The sequence below is a fragment of the Nostoc sp. genome, assembly GCF_036917555.1.
Taxonomy (GTDB): domain Bacteria; phylum Cyanobacteriota; class Cyanobacteriia; order Cyanobacteriales; family Nostocaceae; genus Nostoc.
Map to the genome: position 1 here is coordinate 385,719 of NZ_JBALDD010000023.1, position 16,310 is coordinate 402,028.

The 16,310-nt window shown below is 41.8% G+C and carries 20 protein-coding genes; 7 read left to right on the plus strand and 13 right to left on the minus strand.

Annotation, left to right across the window (positions count from 1 at the left end; translation table 11 throughout):
• Positions 1–13: 13 nt before the first annotated feature.
• The 3 genes from V7K60_RS35195 to V7K60_RS10365 all read right to left on the minus strand — a co-directional run bounded on the left by V7K60_RS35195 (position 14) and on the right by V7K60_RS10365 (position 1,484).
• Positions 14–313 (minus strand): hypothetical protein, encoded by a 300-nt coding sequence (locus V7K60_RS35195; protein ID WP_442944366.1) that lies wholly within the window; start codon positions 311–313, stop codon positions 14–16.
• Between the two features lie 260 nt (positions 314–573).
• Positions 574–906, minus strand: coding sequence for a translation initiation factor (locus V7K60_RS10360; protein ID WP_334925191.1), 333 nt, complete (start codon positions 904–906; stop codon positions 574–576).
• Between the two features lie 95 nt (positions 907–1,001).
• Positions 1,002–1,484, minus strand: coding sequence for a hypothetical protein (locus V7K60_RS10365; RefSeq protein ID WP_334925193.1), 483 nt, complete (start codon positions 1,482–1,484; stop codon positions 1,002–1,004).
• A 338-nt stretch (positions 1,485–1,822) separates the two neighbouring features.
• Here V7K60_RS10365 and V7K60_RS10370 point away from each other — a divergent pair, with 338 nt between their 5' ends.
• Genes V7K60_RS10370 through V7K60_RS10380 form a run of 3 tightly spaced genes read left to right on the plus strand, consistent with a single transcriptional unit; the run spans position 1,823 to position 5,997 of the window.
• On the plus strand, positions 1,823–2,491 hold the full coding sequence (locus tag V7K60_RS10370; protein ID WP_334925194.1) for a hypothetical protein: 669 nt from the start codon (positions 1,823–1,825) through the stop codon (positions 2,489–2,491).
• Positions 2,492–2,536: 45 nt separating this feature from the next.
• On the plus strand, positions 2,537–4,525 hold the full coding sequence (locus tag V7K60_RS10375) for a P-loop NTPase fold protein (RefSeq protein WP_334925196.1): 1,989 nt from the start codon (positions 2,537–2,539) through the stop codon (positions 4,523–4,525).
• A 2-nt stretch (positions 4,526–4,527) separates the two neighbouring features.
• Positions 4,528–5,997 carry a DUF1802 family protein gene (locus tag V7K60_RS10380; RefSeq protein ID WP_334925198.1) on the plus strand — a complete coding sequence of 490 codons (1,470 nt, stop codon included), beginning with the start codon at positions 4,528–4,530 and terminating at the stop codon, positions 5,995–5,997.
• Between the two features lie 65 nt (positions 5,998–6,062).
• Here V7K60_RS10380 and V7K60_RS10385 read toward each other — a convergent pair whose 3' ends face one another.
• The 6 genes from V7K60_RS10385 to V7K60_RS10410 all read right to left on the minus strand — a co-directional run bounded on the left by V7K60_RS10385 (position 6,063) and on the right by V7K60_RS10410 (position 9,317).
• Positions 6,063–6,209, minus strand: coding sequence for a hypothetical protein (locus V7K60_RS10385; RefSeq protein ID WP_334925200.1), 147 nt, complete (start codon positions 6,207–6,209; stop codon positions 6,063–6,065).
• Positions 6,210–6,214: 5 nt separating this feature from the next.
• Entirely contained in the window at positions 6,215–6,577 is a 363-nt protein-coding gene (locus V7K60_RS10390; RefSeq protein WP_334925202.1) for an aspartyl protease, read from the minus strand.
• Positions 6,574–6,891 (minus strand): hypothetical protein, encoded by a 318-nt coding sequence (locus V7K60_RS10395; protein ID WP_334925204.1) that lies wholly within the window; start codon positions 6,889–6,891, stop codon positions 6,574–6,576. The genes V7K60_RS10390 and V7K60_RS10395 overlap by 4 nt, the downstream gene beginning before the upstream one ends.
• Positions 6,892–7,100: 209 nt before the next feature.
• Positions 7,101–8,687: a glucose-6-phosphate isomerase gene (locus V7K60_RS10400; RefSeq protein WP_334925206.1), complete on the minus strand. Its 1,587-nt coding sequence runs from the start codon at positions 8,685–8,687 to the stop codon at positions 7,101–7,103.
• Between the two features lie 112 nt (positions 8,688–8,799).
• Positions 8,800–9,057, minus strand: a complete 258-nt coding sequence (locus V7K60_RS10405; RefSeq protein WP_251959737.1) for a cytotoxic translational repressor of toxin-antitoxin stability system — start codon at positions 9,055–9,057, stop codon at positions 8,800–8,802.
• 62 nt (positions 9,058–9,119) lie between these two features.
• Complete coding sequence (locus V7K60_RS10410) at positions 9,120–9,317, minus strand: hypothetical protein (protein WP_334925208.1); 198 nt, start codon at positions 9,315–9,317, stop codon at positions 9,120–9,122.
• Positions 9,318–9,549: 232 nt separating this feature from the next.
• Between V7K60_RS10410 and V7K60_RS10415 the strand changes: the two genes are divergently transcribed.
• The 4 genes from V7K60_RS10415 to V7K60_RS10430 all read left to right on the plus strand — a co-directional run bounded on the left by V7K60_RS10415 (position 9,550) and on the right by V7K60_RS10430 (position 13,000).
• Positions 9,550–10,683, plus strand: coding sequence for a branched-chain amino acid ABC transporter permease (locus V7K60_RS10415; protein ID WP_334925209.1), 1,134 nt, complete (start codon positions 9,550–9,552; stop codon positions 10,681–10,683).
• On the plus strand, positions 10,673–11,455 hold the full coding sequence (locus V7K60_RS10420; RefSeq protein ID WP_334925211.1) for an ABC transporter ATP-binding protein: 783 nt from the start codon (positions 10,673–10,675) through the stop codon (positions 11,453–11,455). Before V7K60_RS10415 ends, V7K60_RS10420 begins: the two co-directional genes overlap by 11 nt.
• A 173-nt stretch (positions 11,456–11,628) precedes the next feature.
• Entirely contained in the window at positions 11,629–12,204 is a 576-nt protein-coding gene (locus V7K60_RS10425) for a Uma2 family endonuclease (protein WP_334925213.1), read from the plus strand.
• Positions 12,205–12,286: 82 nt separating this feature from the next.
• Positions 12,287–13,000, plus strand: a complete 714-nt coding sequence (locus tag V7K60_RS10430) for a Uma2 family endonuclease (RefSeq protein WP_334925215.1) — start codon at positions 12,287–12,289, stop codon at positions 12,998–13,000.
• Between the two features lie 147 nt (positions 13,001–13,147).
• Here V7K60_RS10430 and V7K60_RS10435 read toward each other — a convergent pair whose 3' ends face one another.
• The 4 genes from V7K60_RS10435 to V7K60_RS10450 form a co-directional block, all read right to left on the minus strand.
• The gene (locus V7K60_RS10435; protein WP_334925217.1) at positions 13,148–13,738 is read right to left on the minus strand and encodes a Uma2 family endonuclease; all 591 of its coding nucleotides are present in this window, start codon (positions 13,736–13,738) and stop codon (positions 13,148–13,150) included.
• A gap of 50 nt (positions 13,739–13,788) precedes the next feature.
• Complete coding sequence (locus V7K60_RS10440; protein WP_334925219.1) at positions 13,789–13,998, minus strand: hypothetical protein; 210 nt, start codon at positions 13,996–13,998, stop codon at positions 13,789–13,791.
• Between the two features lie 281 nt (positions 13,999–14,279).
• On the minus strand, positions 14,280–14,840 hold the full coding sequence (locus V7K60_RS10445; protein WP_334925221.1) for a DUF2087 domain-containing protein: 561 nt from the start codon (positions 14,838–14,840) through the stop codon (positions 14,280–14,282).
• A gap of 105 nt (positions 14,841–14,945) precedes the next feature.
• A complete protein-coding gene (locus V7K60_RS10450) occupies positions 14,946–16,232 on the minus strand; it encodes a glutamyl-tRNA reductase (RefSeq protein WP_334925223.1) in 1,287 nt (428 codons plus the stop codon).
• Between the last annotated feature and the right edge of the window lie 78 nt (positions 16,233–16,310).

Sequence of the window (16,310 nt, forward strand, 5' to 3'; positions counted from 1 at the left end):
CAGAAGTCAGAATTCAGAATTTATCAAGGAAGGCAGGAGGCAGATAGTGCAGCGTAAAGCCTTCTCTTCTGTGCAGGACGCACTTGCATTCGAGAGGCTTGTCTGCGACACGCTTCTCGTTCGCCAATGGCATGGCAACTCTTAGAGAGGCTACTTCGGCTTCGCTCAGTACAAGTGTGCCAACGCTTAGAGCGAGTCCGCGAGTGTTCCGTCGGGCAGGAGGCAGGAGGCGGTTTCCTGTCGGTTGGGGTGCGGTGGAATTGAGAGTATTTTGGAATTGACGCTTACCGATAAACAAAGAGAGGGTTTGCATACTTCTGCTCGATCTGTGCGTCAAAATCTTGAGCGATCGCAGGAAATTTTGGCTAACAAAATAATTCGTAATTTGTAGAAATAGCAGCAAAAATAAAAGGCAGTAGGATTAGAACCTACTGCCTTATTTTTTATTCGGAAATTTATCACCCTATAAATCAAATTTGTAAATCCCTTTCCAAGCCTCTCCTCTAGAAGACAAGAGGCTTTGGTTGTCTCCATTTTCTGGTAGCGAAGGAGGTTGGGAGGTCAGGTTTTGCGTTAACGGCGGGAATCCTGATCTGCGGGGTCGCCGTAGGGATCTTCGCTGGCTGGGCGGACGTCACCAAACTCCCCTGTGTCTGCGGGGTCGCCGTAAGGGTCTTCGCTAGCTGGGCGAACATTGCCGTAAGACGCGATATCTCCGGGGTCGCCGTAGGGGTCTTCACTAGCTGGGCGAACATCGCCGTAAGATGCCGGATCTGCGGGATCACCGTAGGGATCTTCGCTGGCTGGACGTACATTGCGATCGCGGAATTCAGCATCTTGATCGGCTTGATCGCTGTTCGACCCCAAAAGCAACTCCTTCGCCTTTCGGAAAAATTCATCTACCATAATCTGTCTCCTGATTTAAGTTCGTGTTTCCGACGTGCGCGATCAGCGTTATCCTCCGGGAAACCCGCTTTCTTATTTACACACGCTTCGCTGATCTAGAGTGCCGGAGCTGCGGATGAAGTTATACCAGTGAGATCGCGACCTGTGGCACTCCGGTTATAGCCTTGGAATTCCCGATATTTTTGTGCTTCAGATTCTGGTACTCGAATTCCTTCTGATGGTGCTGTTACCCAGTGAGCGCGATGTTCAGCATCACGGTAGTATACACGCCCATTCTTGGAAAGATAGTATTTACCTTGCGCTCCTTCTTGTGAAGCATTCTTATGTTGGTTGTAGAGGTAATAAAGTCCCGCAGCACCTGCCAAAAGAGCCACTTTTTGTCCTGTACCCAATCCCTTCTTCGCTTCGGTTTGGCGATCGCTCACTGTTCTACCGGCGGTATCATCAACAGGTGGTGGAACTGAAGCGTTTTTAGAACCGCCTCCGCAGCTACTCAGCAAGGGCACCATTAGCAATGCCGAAAGCAGCACTGCAAATAGACGCGAAACTATTTTACGTTCTTTATATATTGTGTTCATTGGATTTCGTTCTCACCTGTATTTGCTAAAAGCCTTGCTGTTGCAAAAACAAAGTTGGAATTCCTGTTATTTCGCTGGGAATTGAAAAAACATATACCACTCAATTTACAACTGCACAGCTACAGCGTTTCTCTGTCATGTTCGTCGATTTTCTCAAGCATTACATCCCGCCTTTGAGAGAAACTGCATTCATCCCAAGGAAATATATTGTTGATTTTTGATTAATCTATTTACCTGAAACGCCGAAATCTTCAGCAATTTCTCGGTTATTTTTTCTGCATAAATAACTTAGAAAGATACAGTTACTATGATGCTTTTTGTCAAAAAGTACACTCAATATGACATCAAAAAATACTAGCACTCGTCTTCTTTTAGCTTTATGGGATTTGGGAGGAGTGCAGCAGGAAGTTAAGAAGGGTCAACTCACTAAGCGAATTGTATCCAAAAGCCAGAAGGTAGCAGATTATCAGGGCATATTCGAGGAATTACAGAAGCAGGGTGCGATCGCAATCTCCAAAAAGGGATATTCTCTGACATCTGGTAAGGGTTTAGAGGTATTGGGTGAGGGTTTGAGAAGTGGCGAGTTTAAGTTTGAAGGGACAATTGTCGGTACTTGGGCGGCGAATGCGTTGGTGAAGTGGATTAGTCATATTGATGTTGCGGTAACTGGTGCAGATGTACCAGTTAATGGGAAGAGTGCGTTAGCAAACCTTTCCGAAGGAATCGCATCTTACGACGAGTTTAAATCCGTGGCGTTGGAAGTCTATGACAAGTTGAACTATGAGTACAACTTTAATAATCTAGTGCCAATTTATCGCATTAGAAGAGAAATTGGCGATCGGGTTAGTCGTACACAGTTCAGTGAGTGGTTGCTGGAAATGCAAGAAAAAGATGTTTTGCAGCTGATGGCAGGAGAAATGCGAGATATCACCCCAGACAAGCGTGATGATTCAATAACAATTCCTGGTGGTGGGTTGCGTTACTACACCAAGCTTTTAAATTCCTAAATTTATCCGAATCCTTATGTAGCTTTTTACTCAGACAAAATTACTATGGACAGTTCACCCGTCTCTCCAACAGAAGCTCTTAACGCTGCGATCAGAAGTCATAATCCATTTATCAACGCTGGTATAGTCAAAGAACAAGATGTATGGGGGAAGGGATTCCCCGATGTACCAACTTTAAATGCTCACGCTTCTAATGCAGTTTTTCAGGCAATTGATCTGGTGCGTACTAGCCAATCTATTCAAGAGAAAGTGACATCAATTGCCATAACAGCTCAACAGGGTGTGGGTAAAACTCACATCCTTAGTCGCATTCGCCATCGACTGAAAACCAATGGAACTGCCCTGTTCATTTATGCAGGTGTTAACAACTATACAGATTTAAATCTAGTTAAATACCAGTTCCAACAAACTTTGGCAGATAGTCTCAGTAACACTGGTAGTCAAGGCGTGATGCAGTGGCAGGAAGTAGCAGCGGCGATGGCAAATGAAGGCTTTAAAGCTATCGATTCTAACTTTCCGAGTCTTTTTCCCCAAGTACTAGTTGAAAGATTTGATAAAGTATATTCCAGCTGGTCAGCTAGGAACAAAAATTTGATGGATAGGCTGACGAAAGAAGTTCTCAAAACAAAACCAAATGCAGATCCCTATATTGTCAGGGCTATTTTGTGGACACTTTCAGAAACTCAAGCATCTTTTGCAATTAAATGGTTATCTGGTGATGAATTGGCAACCTCTAATGCTGAGGAATTAGGATTACCCAATTCTAGTAAAGCTAGTCAAGATAGGGAATCTGAAGCCCTCAAAAATATTCAGCAAATCCTGAATTTGGTGAATTACTATAACCCAGTCGTCATCTGTTTTGATGAAATAGATGTAGAAAACAATTGTAGTGATGATGGCTTAACAACTCCACAGGTAATTGCCGATTTAGTAAAGCGTCTACATGATACTCTCGAACCATCTACACTTGGTCGAGGTCTTGTTATTCTTACAGTTATGTTGCCTGATACGTGGACAAATAAGGTAGATATGATGCCTGGAGGTACACCTGATCGAGTTTCAAAATATACGCAACGGAAACCAATAGATTTAAAAACTCTTGGTAGCGATTCTATGGTTGATTTAGTCACACTTTGGTTAAAAGAGTTTTATGAAGTAAAACACTTAAAACCTCATCATCCACTTTATCCATTTGAAGAAAATGAACTAAGAAAATATGGGAAAAACGGACTAACTGTCAGGGAAGCTTTGAAATGGTGTGCTGAAAACTTTAAAGTTGAGAAAGAAATATTACCACAAGACCCATTGCAAAGATTTTATTTGGCTTTAGAAAGAGAAAGTAAGGTAGAGAATGGAGATTATCTAGATGAGAAAAATAACTCTTTAATTATCGATGCTTTACGTTTTGGGTTTCAGAGTTTGAAAGGTCAGACATTAGATTGTGAAACTTCCACTGGTGAAAAACTAGAGGAACTAACAATCGAAGATATTACTGACGTTGAACCAAAGTCAAAAAATCAGGGTTGGATAAACTTTAAAGTAATTGGCAAAGAAAAAGACAAAGTTTTTAAAATTGGTGTTGCTGTTCTCCAATACTTACATGGTAGAGCAGTAGGAGCAGGAATGTGGCGTTTAATTGAATATCGAACATTTGATATAACGCGAGGTTGTTTAGTTCGCTCTAAAGCAAATAAAATTCACAAAAGTTGGGATTCTTATAGTTATCTCAAAAAACTTGTAGAAGAACTTGGTGGAGAACATGTAGATTTAAAAGCTGAAGAAATTCGAGAGCTAATTTACTTTAATGCTGTTTATCAAAAACGTGAAAGCTATCAGCTAACTGAAGAACAAGTTATGGAATTTTCACGGATGTTTACTCGTCAAAATCCTCTGCTTCTAGAAATTTTGAGTGATCCTTCTGGTCATATCGATGACGAAACTATTGAAGGAGAAGAATTATTAAATGACTTCCTTAACCCATCCATTATGGAGAATACGGACGACTCAGAGGATCTGAGTGAGTTGTTAAATTAAATATGAGTGAATCAGTTGTCCTTGACACAGCCTTATGTTTACCAGCTTCTGAGATTGAAGCGTTAATACAAGGGCGAATGATTGCCACAATGCCTCGAACATTCATTAATTCGGGGCGGCAATTTGCCCTTTATCCAAGCGATATATCAATTAACTTACAATCCTATGAGCAGTACTATCGCCCAAGTTTTTTGTCCAAGACTCAAACAATTTTAGCCCAGCAAGCTTGTGAAAAGGTTGTGGTTAAAGCTTGGGCTAGGTGTGAAGGGTGCATTTTGCATCCTCCTGAATCCTTGGATCGTTTGTCACTATTAACAGTCTGGACAAAAGAAACATTACAGCAAACTCTTGGGCAACGACCTCATCTTGTTCTGGCTTACCTACGTGTTTATCTCCTACCTCAATCGCTTGAGATTCTTTTGCAATCCCAAAATCTTCAGTTTCGGCCTTTAAACTCTTCGCTGACCGTTTCTGAAGCAACACCTGTATTAAACGATCGCACCTTCGCCCAACGCAAACGCCAATTAGAAAAACTAGAACCCCCACTGCATCCTGAATTAGAAGAATTGCAGAGTGCGATCGCATCCCTAACCATTAGCCAACCAGCAGCAAAACAATTAGACGACGATATCAAAGTATTCTTAGGTTGGAGTAGTGACAAGCTAATTAAGCAACCTGATCCAGATTTAGCTTGGATAAATGATATTGCAAAATTGGGCGATCGCAGCATCGAGCTAGAGGAGAAAAAAAGCAACTACCAAGCTGGTACAGATTTTGAAAACATCGCACGTCAAAGTCTGGAGTTTTTAGGATTCAAGGTTGAAAATGCTTACAAAGGTGGCGCTGGAGGCTTAGATTTATTTTGTTCAAAACCTTACCCTATTGTTTGCGAGTGTAAAGCGGGTAGGCTTATTCCTAGCGGTACAGTTGAGGAATTAATTAAGCTAGGTGGAATGCATTTAGGTGCTGATCAATTTCTTGATTCAGCAAAATTAGTAATTGGCCCAGGTAATCCATCTACGGATATACTAAAAGCCGCGCAAAAATGGAAAGTAAGTATAAGTAATGCTATGACTTTACAAAAGTTAGTTGAATTCAAAGCCAAATATCCAGGTGCTATTAATTTAGTCGAATTCCAGCAATATCTAGAACCTGGGCAAATTGACTATAGAATTAATGAATATATTGATAAAGCTGAGAGAGACATTAAGTTGCGATCGCAGATTATCACAGCAGTCAAAGAACTTTCTGAACAAGACAACGAAACTTCAAAAGCTACACATCCGAGTTTCACAGTTACAGAAATTCGTGTTCATTACAATGCTACTCATAATCCCCGACTAAATGATGAAGCAGTTCACGATTTACTGATAGAACTTTCCTCGCCTTTAACAGGCTATTTGGGGCGAATTAAAGGTAGTAATTGGAATAGCGATCGCTTTTACTTTCTCCGCGATTTACCTATTAACTAAAGATAGCAAAATATTTCTCTTTTCTTACCTCTGCGTTCTCTGCGCCTTTGCGGTTCGTTTCAAAATCACTGAAGTGCGTAGGCGTAGCCAGCACTTCTCTTCGAGACGCTGCGCGTAACTTGCTTCCCTGTAGGGCTACGACATGGTTCGACTACTTCGGCTGCGCTCAGTACAAGTGCGCTCACCAGCCGCTCAGTGACCACCGTAGGCATCGCAGTTATCCCAAAGTTAATATATCAGCCTGATAATTTACCACCAACGGCAGAATTTTTAGCCACTCTGAACCTAACAATACTTCCGTAATTTCATCCCCTGCATAAATAGGAATTTCATACTCTTGTTCGTTTAATATCAACTTTCCTGAGTATATTTTAAACAAGGTTTCACCCTGTGCAGTTCGCAAAGTTTCCTTACCAATATAAAACCAGTCTAGACTCTCTAAATCTTGTTTGTTAATAGCCAGAAAGCCTGTGAAACCAGTATCTAACATGGCATCCACAGGCAAATTTAATCCATTATCAGTTATTAACTCAATTTCAAAAAATAGTTGCCCCTTTCCCCCAAATTTACCCTGAATCATATTGTGCCGGTGGTTCCCATTTCATTTAGACAAAAAACACAGTGGTCAGTATTTGGGTATTTTTCAAGGGACTTTTTATGAGCTTGCATTTTATCCGCATCAATTAAATAATCACCACTATCTGGCTCCACAGCAATATACCAGCCATAATGTTCCTTAATCAAATCGGGACGCACACGCTCAAAAATTGCTCGACAACGCCGATAAAATATTTCATCTTCAGCTTTGCGTCTAGCAAGTTCTTCTGGTGGTAAAGTGCGCTCTGGAAAAATTCTACCTCGACGTGCAGATTGTTTTTCAGTTGATTCAGTCATAGCATTAATCCTACTTATTGATGCTGCCTTAACTTTATTTTATGGGAAGCAATAACGAGCGATCGCTTTTACTTTCTCCGCGATTTACCTATTAACTAAAAGTGAAGCATCTTAGACGGAAGATATATCTTCTATCTAGGATGCTTCACAATAAATAATTGTTGCTGATACAACAATTATGGACAAAATGTGATATATGACTAGAGCTATCAGCTAGCAGAAACGGTCAAACTGTCGGGTTTGTGAAGATCACCTTGCAAAACCACACCTCGCTGATTGGCATAGATATGACGCAAAATCTTGTAAATTGCCTCAACTTGGTCTGATGCGCCTGCTTTGTTGGCGAGTTCGTCAAGAGAAATGGGAGTTTTTTCTTTTTCTAGGACTGCTACGACTCGTGTTTGCAAGTCGATAATGGTGGCGGCAGCTTTTTTGCCAGCTTCTACACCTGGTTGATGGTAGGCGTTGACGTTGACCAAACTAGCATATAAACCAACAGCACGTTCGTACAAAGCAATTAATGCCCCTACAGTTCGGGGGTTAACTTGGGGAATCGTCACTGTAATCGAATCGCGGTGATTTTCATAAAGCGCTTGCCGGGTTCCTTGGAGAAAACCAGAAAGATAATCGCCTGATGTAACTCCCGGATCTATTTCAGTGGATGGGCCTTGACGATCTTCCAACACTTCGATGAAGGTAGCAAAGAAATTCGCTACACCCTCGCGTAACTGCTGGACGTAAGCGTGTTGATCTGTTGAGCCTTTGTTGCCATAAACGGCAATACCTTGATGGACAACGTTGCCGTCTAAGTCTTTTTCCTTGCCCAAGGATTCCATCACCAGCTGTTGTAAATAGCGACTGAATAAAAATAAGCTGTCCTTGTAAGGTAGAACAACCATATCTTTTTCACCCTTTCCATTGCCTGCAAAGTACCAAGACAAAGCAAGCAAGGCTGCTGGGTTATTTTTCACATCTGGGACGCGGGTAGCGTCATCCATTTCTTTTGCACCATCTAGCATGGCGCGAACATCAATGCCCTGCAATGCGGCTGGTACTAGCCCCACAGCAGACATCTCTGAGGTGCGTCCTCCTACCCAGTCATACATCGGAAATCTCGCGAGCCAGCCTTCATCTTTGGCCAGCTTATCGAGGTTGCTATCAACGCTAGTAATAGCTACCGCATATTGGGCAAACTCCAAATTGTGTCCGGCATAAGCTTTTTTAACTTCAATCATGCCGTTCCGGGGTTCCGGTGTTCCTCCAGATTTGGAAATCACCAATACCAAAGTGCTGGCGAGGCTATTTCGCAGATAATTGATAACGCGATCAATACCTGCGGGATCGTTGTTATCGATAAAGTGAAGTTTCAGGGGCGGGAAATCAGGAGCGAGAGCTTCCGCGACGAATTGGGGGCCGAGAGCGGAACCACCAATGCCGATGGAGATAATATCCGTGAAGCGGCTTGCTCTGGGAGGATGAATAGCACCTGTTTGGACTTTTTCCGCAAAGGCTTCGATTTGTTCTAGAGTTTGGACTATTTCTTGTGTAAGTTCTGGAGCTGGCGCTAAATCAGGATTTCGCAGCCAGTAGTGTCCAACCATGCGCTTCTCGTCAGGATTTGCGATCGCACCCTTCTCTAGTTGAGCCATATCCGCAAACGCCTTGTCAAACTTCGGCTGCAACGATTCCACGAAGGCATCATCAAACCGTATTCGACTCACGTCTAAGTACAGTCCCAATCCCTCGTGGAAATATAACCAGTTTTGGTATCGTTGCCAAAGTGCCCTAGCATCCATAGGGAAATCTCAAATAAAGTGTTTTTCAAAAACCAGTTTAATGTAAGGTTATAGCGATCCCTGCCTAGCCTTATACAGTTTACAGTTTTAAGTGTTCCCTTGACTCTTGACTTTAAACATCTGGCATAGGGATGACACGCAGAAATTTCACAATTTCACCCCGAATTTCTATACCAATCAGATAATTGTCTAGGGTGAAGCGGTGAAAAATGCCTTCACTATCAAGCTGTCGCAGTTCTTTTAAATCACTCAATTGCCACTTTTGGGCTAACTCAATAAAAACAAAATCATGCACCCGCTCGTAGGCGGCAGGTTCTAAATTCTTCAGGTCTAGCAAAAAAGACCTGGCATAGCGCATTTCCAGACTCACTGGGCGTTACCTTCACCAAAACTTGAGGGGCCACTGGCACAAGAGAAGAAAGCGCTGCTGAATCAGAAAAACATCAACAGTCTTACCGCTTCTTCATGGGTTAAAATATCCCACGGTTGCTGCGCTCGCTTGACTTTTTGTATGGCTTTAAGCATATAAAAGTCATAATGTAAAGCTTCGAGAACGTTCCAAATGTCTTGCAAATCGTCATCGCCTAACTGCTCGATTAAGTGATGCATTCTAAGTCGCAGCAAATTCATACGTCAATTATTCCCTACCACCAAACATCAACAATAAATAGTATTCCCATAAAATTAGCTCCGCTCAAGCTACGCTAAAATTTATTCGCCCGGCGAACAGGGCACAGGGGCAGGGAGCAATCAATTCAAAATTAAAGAACTTCTGCCTTGTGCCTCCTGCCTTTTCTTTCCCCATGCCCACTTGCCCTGAGCGAAGTCGAAGGGATGCCCAATGCCCAAATAACTATTTAATATGGTTGACTATCTCATTTTCTTAGCAATTTCTACAGCACTTTTTGCTCTATTCGCACTAGGACTGAATTTACAGTGGGGCTTTACAGGGTTAATTAACTTTGGTCATATTGCTTTCATGACTCTGGGAGCATATACAACGGTATTGTTAAGCTTAAAGGGCGTACCCCTACTGGTATCGGCACTGGCTGGGGCAATTGTCGCTGCCTTGTTGGGTTTAATAATTGGTTTTGTAACTCTACGCTTACGAGAAGATTATCTAGGAATTGTTACCATTGGCACGGGCGAATTAATTCGTTTGGTGGTAAATAATCAGGAATTACCTGTGGGTGACACCTGGATTTCTGGGGCTTTTGGTGTACAAAGTTATCCTATACCCCTATCCACAGAGCCAAGTTTGTTTGTCAGATTAATAATGATTGGGCTTTTAACGCTGCTGGCTGCCGTAACTTTCTTTACTTTGTGGCAATGGATTCGTACCACTCAAATATCTCGGACTACTGATTTGGGCAAAAGGACGACTAGCAAGCAAGAATTTGTATCACGCTTGGGTGTGGGAATTGTGTTAGCAATTTTGGCGGCAGCGATTTATATTTCTGGGGTAATCGGACTGTATAACTACAACCCAAAGGCGGGTTTAATGCTGGTGTTGCTGCTGGTTTTAGCATTTGTATACTGGCGCTTAGAAATTTTGGTGCGATCGCCTTGGGGTAGAATTCTCAAAGCCATCCGCGAAGATGAAGAAATTCCCAAAGCATTAGGAAAAAATGTCTTCTGGTATAAATTACAATCTCTCATGTTAGGAGGTGCGATCGCGGGTATTGCTGGTGCTTTCTTCGCTTGGCAACTCAGCGCCATTTACCCTGATAATTTCCAACCCCAGATCACCTTTGACACTTGGATTATGGTGATTTTAGGTGGTTCTGGGAAAAATGTTGGCACAATCGTAGGTGCGATAATTTTCTTTGCTTACGATGCGCTAACGCGAGAAGTCTTACCCAGAATCGTTTCCCTTGATGAAGCACGTTTGGGCGCATTTCGCATCATGGTAATCGGATTAATTTTGATGGTACTGATGATTTGGCGTCCTCAAGGTATCTTAGGGAAAAAGGAGGAACTCACCCTTGGTAAATAACTATTCATCCCCACTTCCTCTTTTGGTAGCTACTGGACTTTCTAAAAGCTTTGGTGGTGTCAAAGCAGTTAATGAGGCGAAAATCGAAGTTGCTAAAGGCAGCATTACGGGCTTGATTGGCCCTAATGGTGCTGGTAAAACTACTTTATTTAACTTACTCTCGAACTTCATTCGCCCTGATAAAGGACGAGTGATTTTTGACGGCGAACCGATTCACAATCTGCAACCATATCAAATCGCCCAGCAGGGGGTAATCCGCACCTTTCAGGTTGCACGAACTCTCTCGCGGTTGTCGGTGTTAGAAAATATGCTGCTGGCGGCACAAAAACAAACGGGTGAAAATTTTTGGCAGGTGCAGTTGCAACCGCACGTTATCGCTAAGGAAGAAAAGCAACTCGAAGAACGAGCAATGTTTTTATTAGAATCAGTGGGCTTGGCCAAAAAAGCACACGATTATGCTGGTGGTTTGTCTGGTGGACAACGTAAGCTGTTGGAAATGGGACGAGCGCTGATGACTAATCCCAAGTTAATTTTGTTGGATGAACCGGCTGCTGGGGTGAATCCGAAACTGATTGATGATATTTGCGATCGCATTATTACTTGGAACCGTAAAGATGGGATGACCTTTCTGATTATTGAACACAATATGGATGTGGTTATGTCCTTGTGCGATCGTGTTTGGGTGCTTGCTGAAGGGCAAAATTTGGCTGACGGTACACCTGCAGAAATTCAAACTAATCCAAAAGTTCTAGAAGCTTATTTGGGAAAATAGAGTGCGATTAGCTTTCTCCTCCAAAGCTCTCCCTGTGTGGGAGAGGCTTTTATTCTTGTTCTGTTAGCTAGTAGGGAACGTTTTGAGGCTTAGGTGTCGCACATGGTGTCAAATCTTCGGAAATTTGGCTCTTGTTAAAATTGAGTTGTATATATCAGTGGAAAAAGCTTTTTATGTCAATGATGACAGTCAGAGATTTAGAGCAAGTTCAAACCGCTTTTACCGAAGCAGGTTTAGATTACCAGTTGGAACTCGAAAATGGGAAAATTTCAATAATGGGCCCATCAGATATCGTATCCAGCGAAATCAGTAGTCGTCTCATCGCCTTTCTCTTTGCTTGGATAAATCCTCGTCGCTGGGGAAGAGTATTTGATTCCGCCGGCGGTTTCATCATGCCAGATACAAACCTCAAAGCACCTGATGTTTCCTTTGTTCGGGCTTCCCGACTTCTCCAAAGTCCTCGTTACTTTGGAGAACTTGTCCCTGACTTGGTGGTAGAAATTAAATCTCAGAGCGATAAAATTAAACTTATAGTAGCCAAAATTCTAAAATTTATAGAACTAGGAGCGATCATCGGCATTCTGATTGACCCTGATGAAGAGACAGTTACAATTTATTGCTCTACAGGCGAACCTATAGTTTTAGAAAATGGTGATATTTTAACGATACCAGAACTTTTTTCCGGTTGGGAATTGCCCATTACTGAATTGTGGCCTCCTATCTTTACCGAGGAAGAAACACAAATTTAGTGAAGAATTTTGGTAGCGACTGAACCTATCACTTAGAACCGTCCCAAACTATGAGAAACTCGAAGAGTGGAGGCGTAGCATTATGGTAATCACTCCTAATCCCGCATCTGAGGTCATCTACCTCGAAAGCGATGGAAAACCAATGGCGGATAATACCAAGCAATTTCGTTGGATAGTAACTATTAAAGAAAATTTAGAAATTTTATTTGCATTGCAATCAGATGTATTCATTGCTGGAGATTTATTTTGGTATCCAGTTAAAGATAATCCTAACATCAAACAAGCACCTGATACTCTGGTAGTGTTTGGTAGACCCAAGGGAGATAGGGGTTCTTACAAGCAATTTGAAGAAGAGAATATTCCGCCACAGGTGGTGTTTGAAATATTATCTCCTGGTAATATAACTAAAGAAATGGCAAAGAAACTCCTGTTTTATCAACGCTATGGAGTTGAAGAATATTACATTTACGACCCAGACCGAAATGAATTAACAGGTTTTCTGCGCTCAGAAGATTGGTTGCAAGAAATTAACCAGATTTACGGGTGGATAAGTCCCCGTCTGGGAATCCGCTTTGAACTCACCCCACAAACTCTAGAAATATATCGCCTTGATGGATATAAATTTCTTACACCCGTTGAGCTTGACCAAATACGTACACAAGAACGTCAACGTGCTGAACAAGAACGTCAAGCCAAAGAAGCAGCTCTCCAACAACTGCAGGAAGAACGCCAACGATATCAAGATTTATTGACACGACTGCAAGAGCGGGGAATTGATCCAGAACAATTATTGTGAAAATTGAAAAGTTTCGATCTCCGACTTCTTACAGAAGTAGAGGATTTTGCTTGTTGTTGAGTTTAACTAAACTGCTCCCTTGCATCCAGATTGAATAGTATTTGCAGAGTTTGCATATCTTGCTGCGATCGCAATTACAATATTGTTTTAATCTTCATTATTTTCTGCAAAATTGACTTGGTCGTAAAGGTCGCGCAATTCAATTTGAAAATCAACCGTTTGCAGCGATAAAGTTGCAGATTCATGTTCAATTTCAGTGAATAACCATTGACTTTCCGCAGTTTTTACATACTGCATCACATGATACTGATATTGGTCAATTAAAATATATTCCTTGAATTCTGGAATAGAGCGATAATAAAGAAACTTGTCACCTTGGTCATAATTTTTAGTCGATTTAGATAAAACTTCAGCAATTAACATTGGATTCATAACCGTTGTTGTGCTGGTTCCTGTATAAATAGGTTGTCCCTCAATCACCATCACATCAGGATATGTGTGCTGCCGATAACGGGGTATCCACAAACGCACATCACCAATATAAACATCATAATTGTCGCCTCTCAAGCCAAATTTCAAATAAGCATAAAAGTTGCCTGCAATTTTATTATGATTTGTAGTGCTACCCGTCATCGGTACAATTTCTCCATCACGGTATTCGCTTTTAGATTCCGCCTTTTCTTCAATTTCTAAATACTCTTCAGGTGTGTAATAGAATTTTTGGGTTTCTAACTGCATAAAGATACGACCTATGATTGTGCGGTTATTGTGCGGCTAAAATTTTTTGATTATATTAGCATTTTGAAATACTGTTTAAGTTCTTGGTTAATTTCTGCTGCTTCTGCATCACTTACCCACTTGCCTAAACCTAGCTGATTGACTAACTTTTTTTTTCGTAGATAAATTAACAGTTCGAGATTTCCTACAGGCATAGCTGATGAACAAGGAATAACGTGGAAGTGGATGTGCTTGACTTGTTCTCCCCACGAACCAAACATGAATTTTAGCTGGTTTAACTACTTGTGAAAGTGCTGAACAAGTGTTTTGAATAATTTCACCTAAAGCGTTCGCTTCTTCTGATATAAGTTACGCTAAATGTTCACAATGTCGTTTGAGTTTGATAATTAAATATCTTGGTAACAGAACCGGATTCAAAGAATGTTCTACAACCCAGTAATTATTTTCATAAATAACCCCACCAGGCGCTTGTACTTTTCCAGCCAGTACGCTGCAAGCAAGGCATCCATCCACTAACATCTATCATCTCCTTTGAAATGATCTATGTTGTACGCCAATAAATCCCATTTTCTCGCTGCATTAACTGACAAGCAATTAACTCTCGTCGCAGGGTCGCACAGTCAATATGGTAGCGTTTAAGAATCTCATTTACCACGCGTTCAGGGTAGTTGACTCCTACATCAAACTGGTTTGCTAACCACTTAAGAATAACTAGACGCTTTTTTCGACTAGCAGGAATTTCTTTGAGGCGATTGTCCTCGAAATAGTTTTTCAACACTTTGTTTTCCCAAGCTTCAGTATCCACATCCTCAATCAAGGATGCTATTTTCTCAGGTGTGAAAATTTCCTTACTAATGCTTTGTAAAGCCTCGCTATCCAATTGATATAGACGGCTATTGCCTTCGGGACGCATTGTCACCAAATTTAGCTCCTTAAGTTTCGCTAAATGATGAGATACCGTCGGTTCCTTGAGTTGCAGTAGCACCGCCAATTCTTCGACGCTGCACTCCTGATTCGCCAGGATACCTACAATCTTCAATCGGCTATCATCCGCTAATGCCTTGAAAAAGCGCAGTAAGATGTTAAATTGCTCTGGTTGCATAACTAACTTCTAATTAGACATTTATCTAATTAGAAGTATATCTAATTTAAAACCGATTGGCTCAAAACCCCAACTTCTTACCAAAAGTCGGGGTTGTTGCTTAATTTAACTAAACTGTTCCTCTGCATCAAGGTTGAACAGCATTTGCAGAGTTTGCATACAGCGCCGTCTAGCTTCAACATCTTGCTGCGATCGCAATTGCACCATCGGGTCATGTAAAATTTTATTGACAATTCCCCGCGTTAATGCCTCAATTACTTCTTGATGTTTTTCCGCAAATTCCGAACCCAATCTCGACAAAGCTTTTTCTAACTCTTGTTCACGGATGGTTTCGACTTTGTTTCGCAGACAGCTAATAGTAGTAACAGTTTCAAGAGAGCGCCACCAAATATCAAAGGCTTCCACTTCTTCCTCTAAAAGTCTTTCTGCTTCCTGTGCAATCTTCCGACGGCTTTCGTAGTTTTGTGCTACTACTGCCTTCAAATCATCCACATTAAACGCCTGCACATTTTCCAATTCATTTACATCCGCATGAACATTACGTGGCACAGAAATATCAAATAACATTAGAGAGCGCTGAACTTCTAAAACCATTTCCAATTTGGCACGGTCAAGTATTGGCTCTGTTGACGAAGTACTTGTAAATACTAGATCGCTATCGGCAATTACGCTCATCATTTCCGATAGTGGATGAATTTTGATTGGTTGTTGAGGGAACTGCTTTGCTAATTCTTGGGCGCGATCGCGAGAGCGATTTACAATACTAATTTCTACAGCACCTTTAGAAAGTAGGTGTTGCACCAGCAGCCGCGACATTTTACCAGCGCCGAGAATTACCACTCGGCAAGCAGCTAAATTTGCCACTTTTAGCTGCGCTAACTCTACAGCTGCCGAACTGATAGAGACAGCGCCAGTACCAATACTAGTTTCAGTACGAACCCGCTTACCAGCTGTCAGCGCTTGTTTAAATAATCGATTCAAAATGGTTTTTATGCCGTTATATTGCTGTCCCAGTTTGTGAGTAGTCTTCACCTGAGCCAGAATTTGACCTTCTCCGAGTACCAGACTATCTAAACCACCTGCTACCCGCATCACGTGCATCACTGCATCATCATGTAGCAGCAGAAACAAGTGTTGTCGCAGAGAAAGTACGGGTAATTTACTGTATTCTGCAAGAAACTGCGTTATTTCCCGGATACCTTGGTCTGCTTCACTGGTAACAATGTAAATTTCCAGACGGTTACAAGTACTAAGAATTGCAACTTCGTCAATATGGGGATAGCTGGCCAGTTGAGCGATCGCATTTTCAATTTGTGGTTCTGGAATGCTCAGTTTTTCCCGGACTTCTACTGGGGCTGTTTTATGGCTTAACCCCACCACTGCTATATTCATTTGCTAAATTGTAGTTACTAATTGGTAGTTGGCAATCGGGCATTGAGTGAGAAATAGGGAATGGGGAATTTTTGTTTA

Coding starts and splice junctions, on each gene's coding strand:
- V7K60_RS35195 (WP_442944366.1), bottom strand. CDS start 313: ATGCAAACCCTCTCTTTGTTTATCGGTAAGCGTCAATTCCAAAATACT.
- V7K60_RS10360 (WP_334925191.1), bottom strand. CDS start 906: ATGGTAGATGAATTTTTCCGAAAGGCGAAGGAGTTGCTTTTGGGGTCG.
- V7K60_RS10365 (WP_334925193.1), bottom strand. CDS start 1,484: ATGAACACAATATATAAAGAACGTAAAATAGTTTCGCGTCTATTTGCA.
- V7K60_RS10370 (WP_334925194.1), top strand. CDS start 1,823: ATGACATCAAAAAATACTAGCACTCGTCTTCTTTTAGCTTTATGGGAT.
- V7K60_RS10375 (WP_334925196.1), top strand. CDS start 2,537: ATGGACAGTTCACCCGTCTCTCCAACAGAAGCTCTTAACGCTGCGATC.
- V7K60_RS10380 (WP_334925198.1), top strand. CDS start 4,528: ATGAGTGAATCAGTTGTCCTTGACACAGCCTTATGTTTACCAGCTTCT.
- V7K60_RS10385 (WP_334925200.1), bottom strand. CDS start 6,209: ATGCCTACGGTGGTCACTGAGCGGCTGGTGAGCGCACTTGTACTGAGC.
- V7K60_RS10390 (WP_334925202.1), bottom strand. CDS start 6,577: ATGATTCAGGGTAAATTTGGGGGAAAGGGGCAACTATTTTTTGAAATT.
- V7K60_RS10395 (WP_334925204.1), bottom strand. CDS start 6,891: ATGACTGAATCAACTGAAAAACAATCTGCACGTCGAGGTAGAATTTTT.
- V7K60_RS10400 (WP_334925206.1), bottom strand. CDS start 8,687: ATGGATGCTAGGGCACTTTGGCAACGATACCAAAACTGGTTATATTTC.
- V7K60_RS10410 (WP_334925208.1), bottom strand. CDS start 9,317: ATGAATTTGCTGCGACTTAGAATGCATCACTTAATCGAGCAGTTAGGC.
- V7K60_RS10415 (WP_334925209.1), top strand. CDS start 9,550: ATGGTTGACTATCTCATTTTCTTAGCAATTTCTACAGCACTTTTTGCT.
- V7K60_RS10425 (WP_334925213.1), top strand. CDS start 11,629: ATGTCAATGATGACAGTCAGAGATTTAGAGCAAGTTCAAACCGCTTTT.
- V7K60_RS10430 (WP_334925215.1), top strand. CDS start 12,287: ATGGTAATCACTCCTAATCCCGCATCTGAGGTCATCTACCTCGAAAGC.
- V7K60_RS10435 (WP_334925217.1), bottom strand. CDS start 13,738: ATGCAGTTAGAAACCCAAAAATTCTATTACACACCTGAAGAGTATTTA.
- V7K60_RS10440 (WP_334925219.1), bottom strand. CDS start 13,998: ATGTTTGGTTCGTGGGGAGAACAAGTCAAGCACATCCACTTCCACGTT.
- V7K60_RS10445 (WP_334925221.1), bottom strand. CDS start 14,840: ATGCAACCAGAGCAATTTAACATCTTACTGCGCTTTTTCAAGGCATTA.
- V7K60_RS10450 (WP_334925223.1), bottom strand. CDS start 16,232: ATGAATATAGCAGTGGTGGGGTTAAGCCATAAAACAGCCCCAGTAGAA.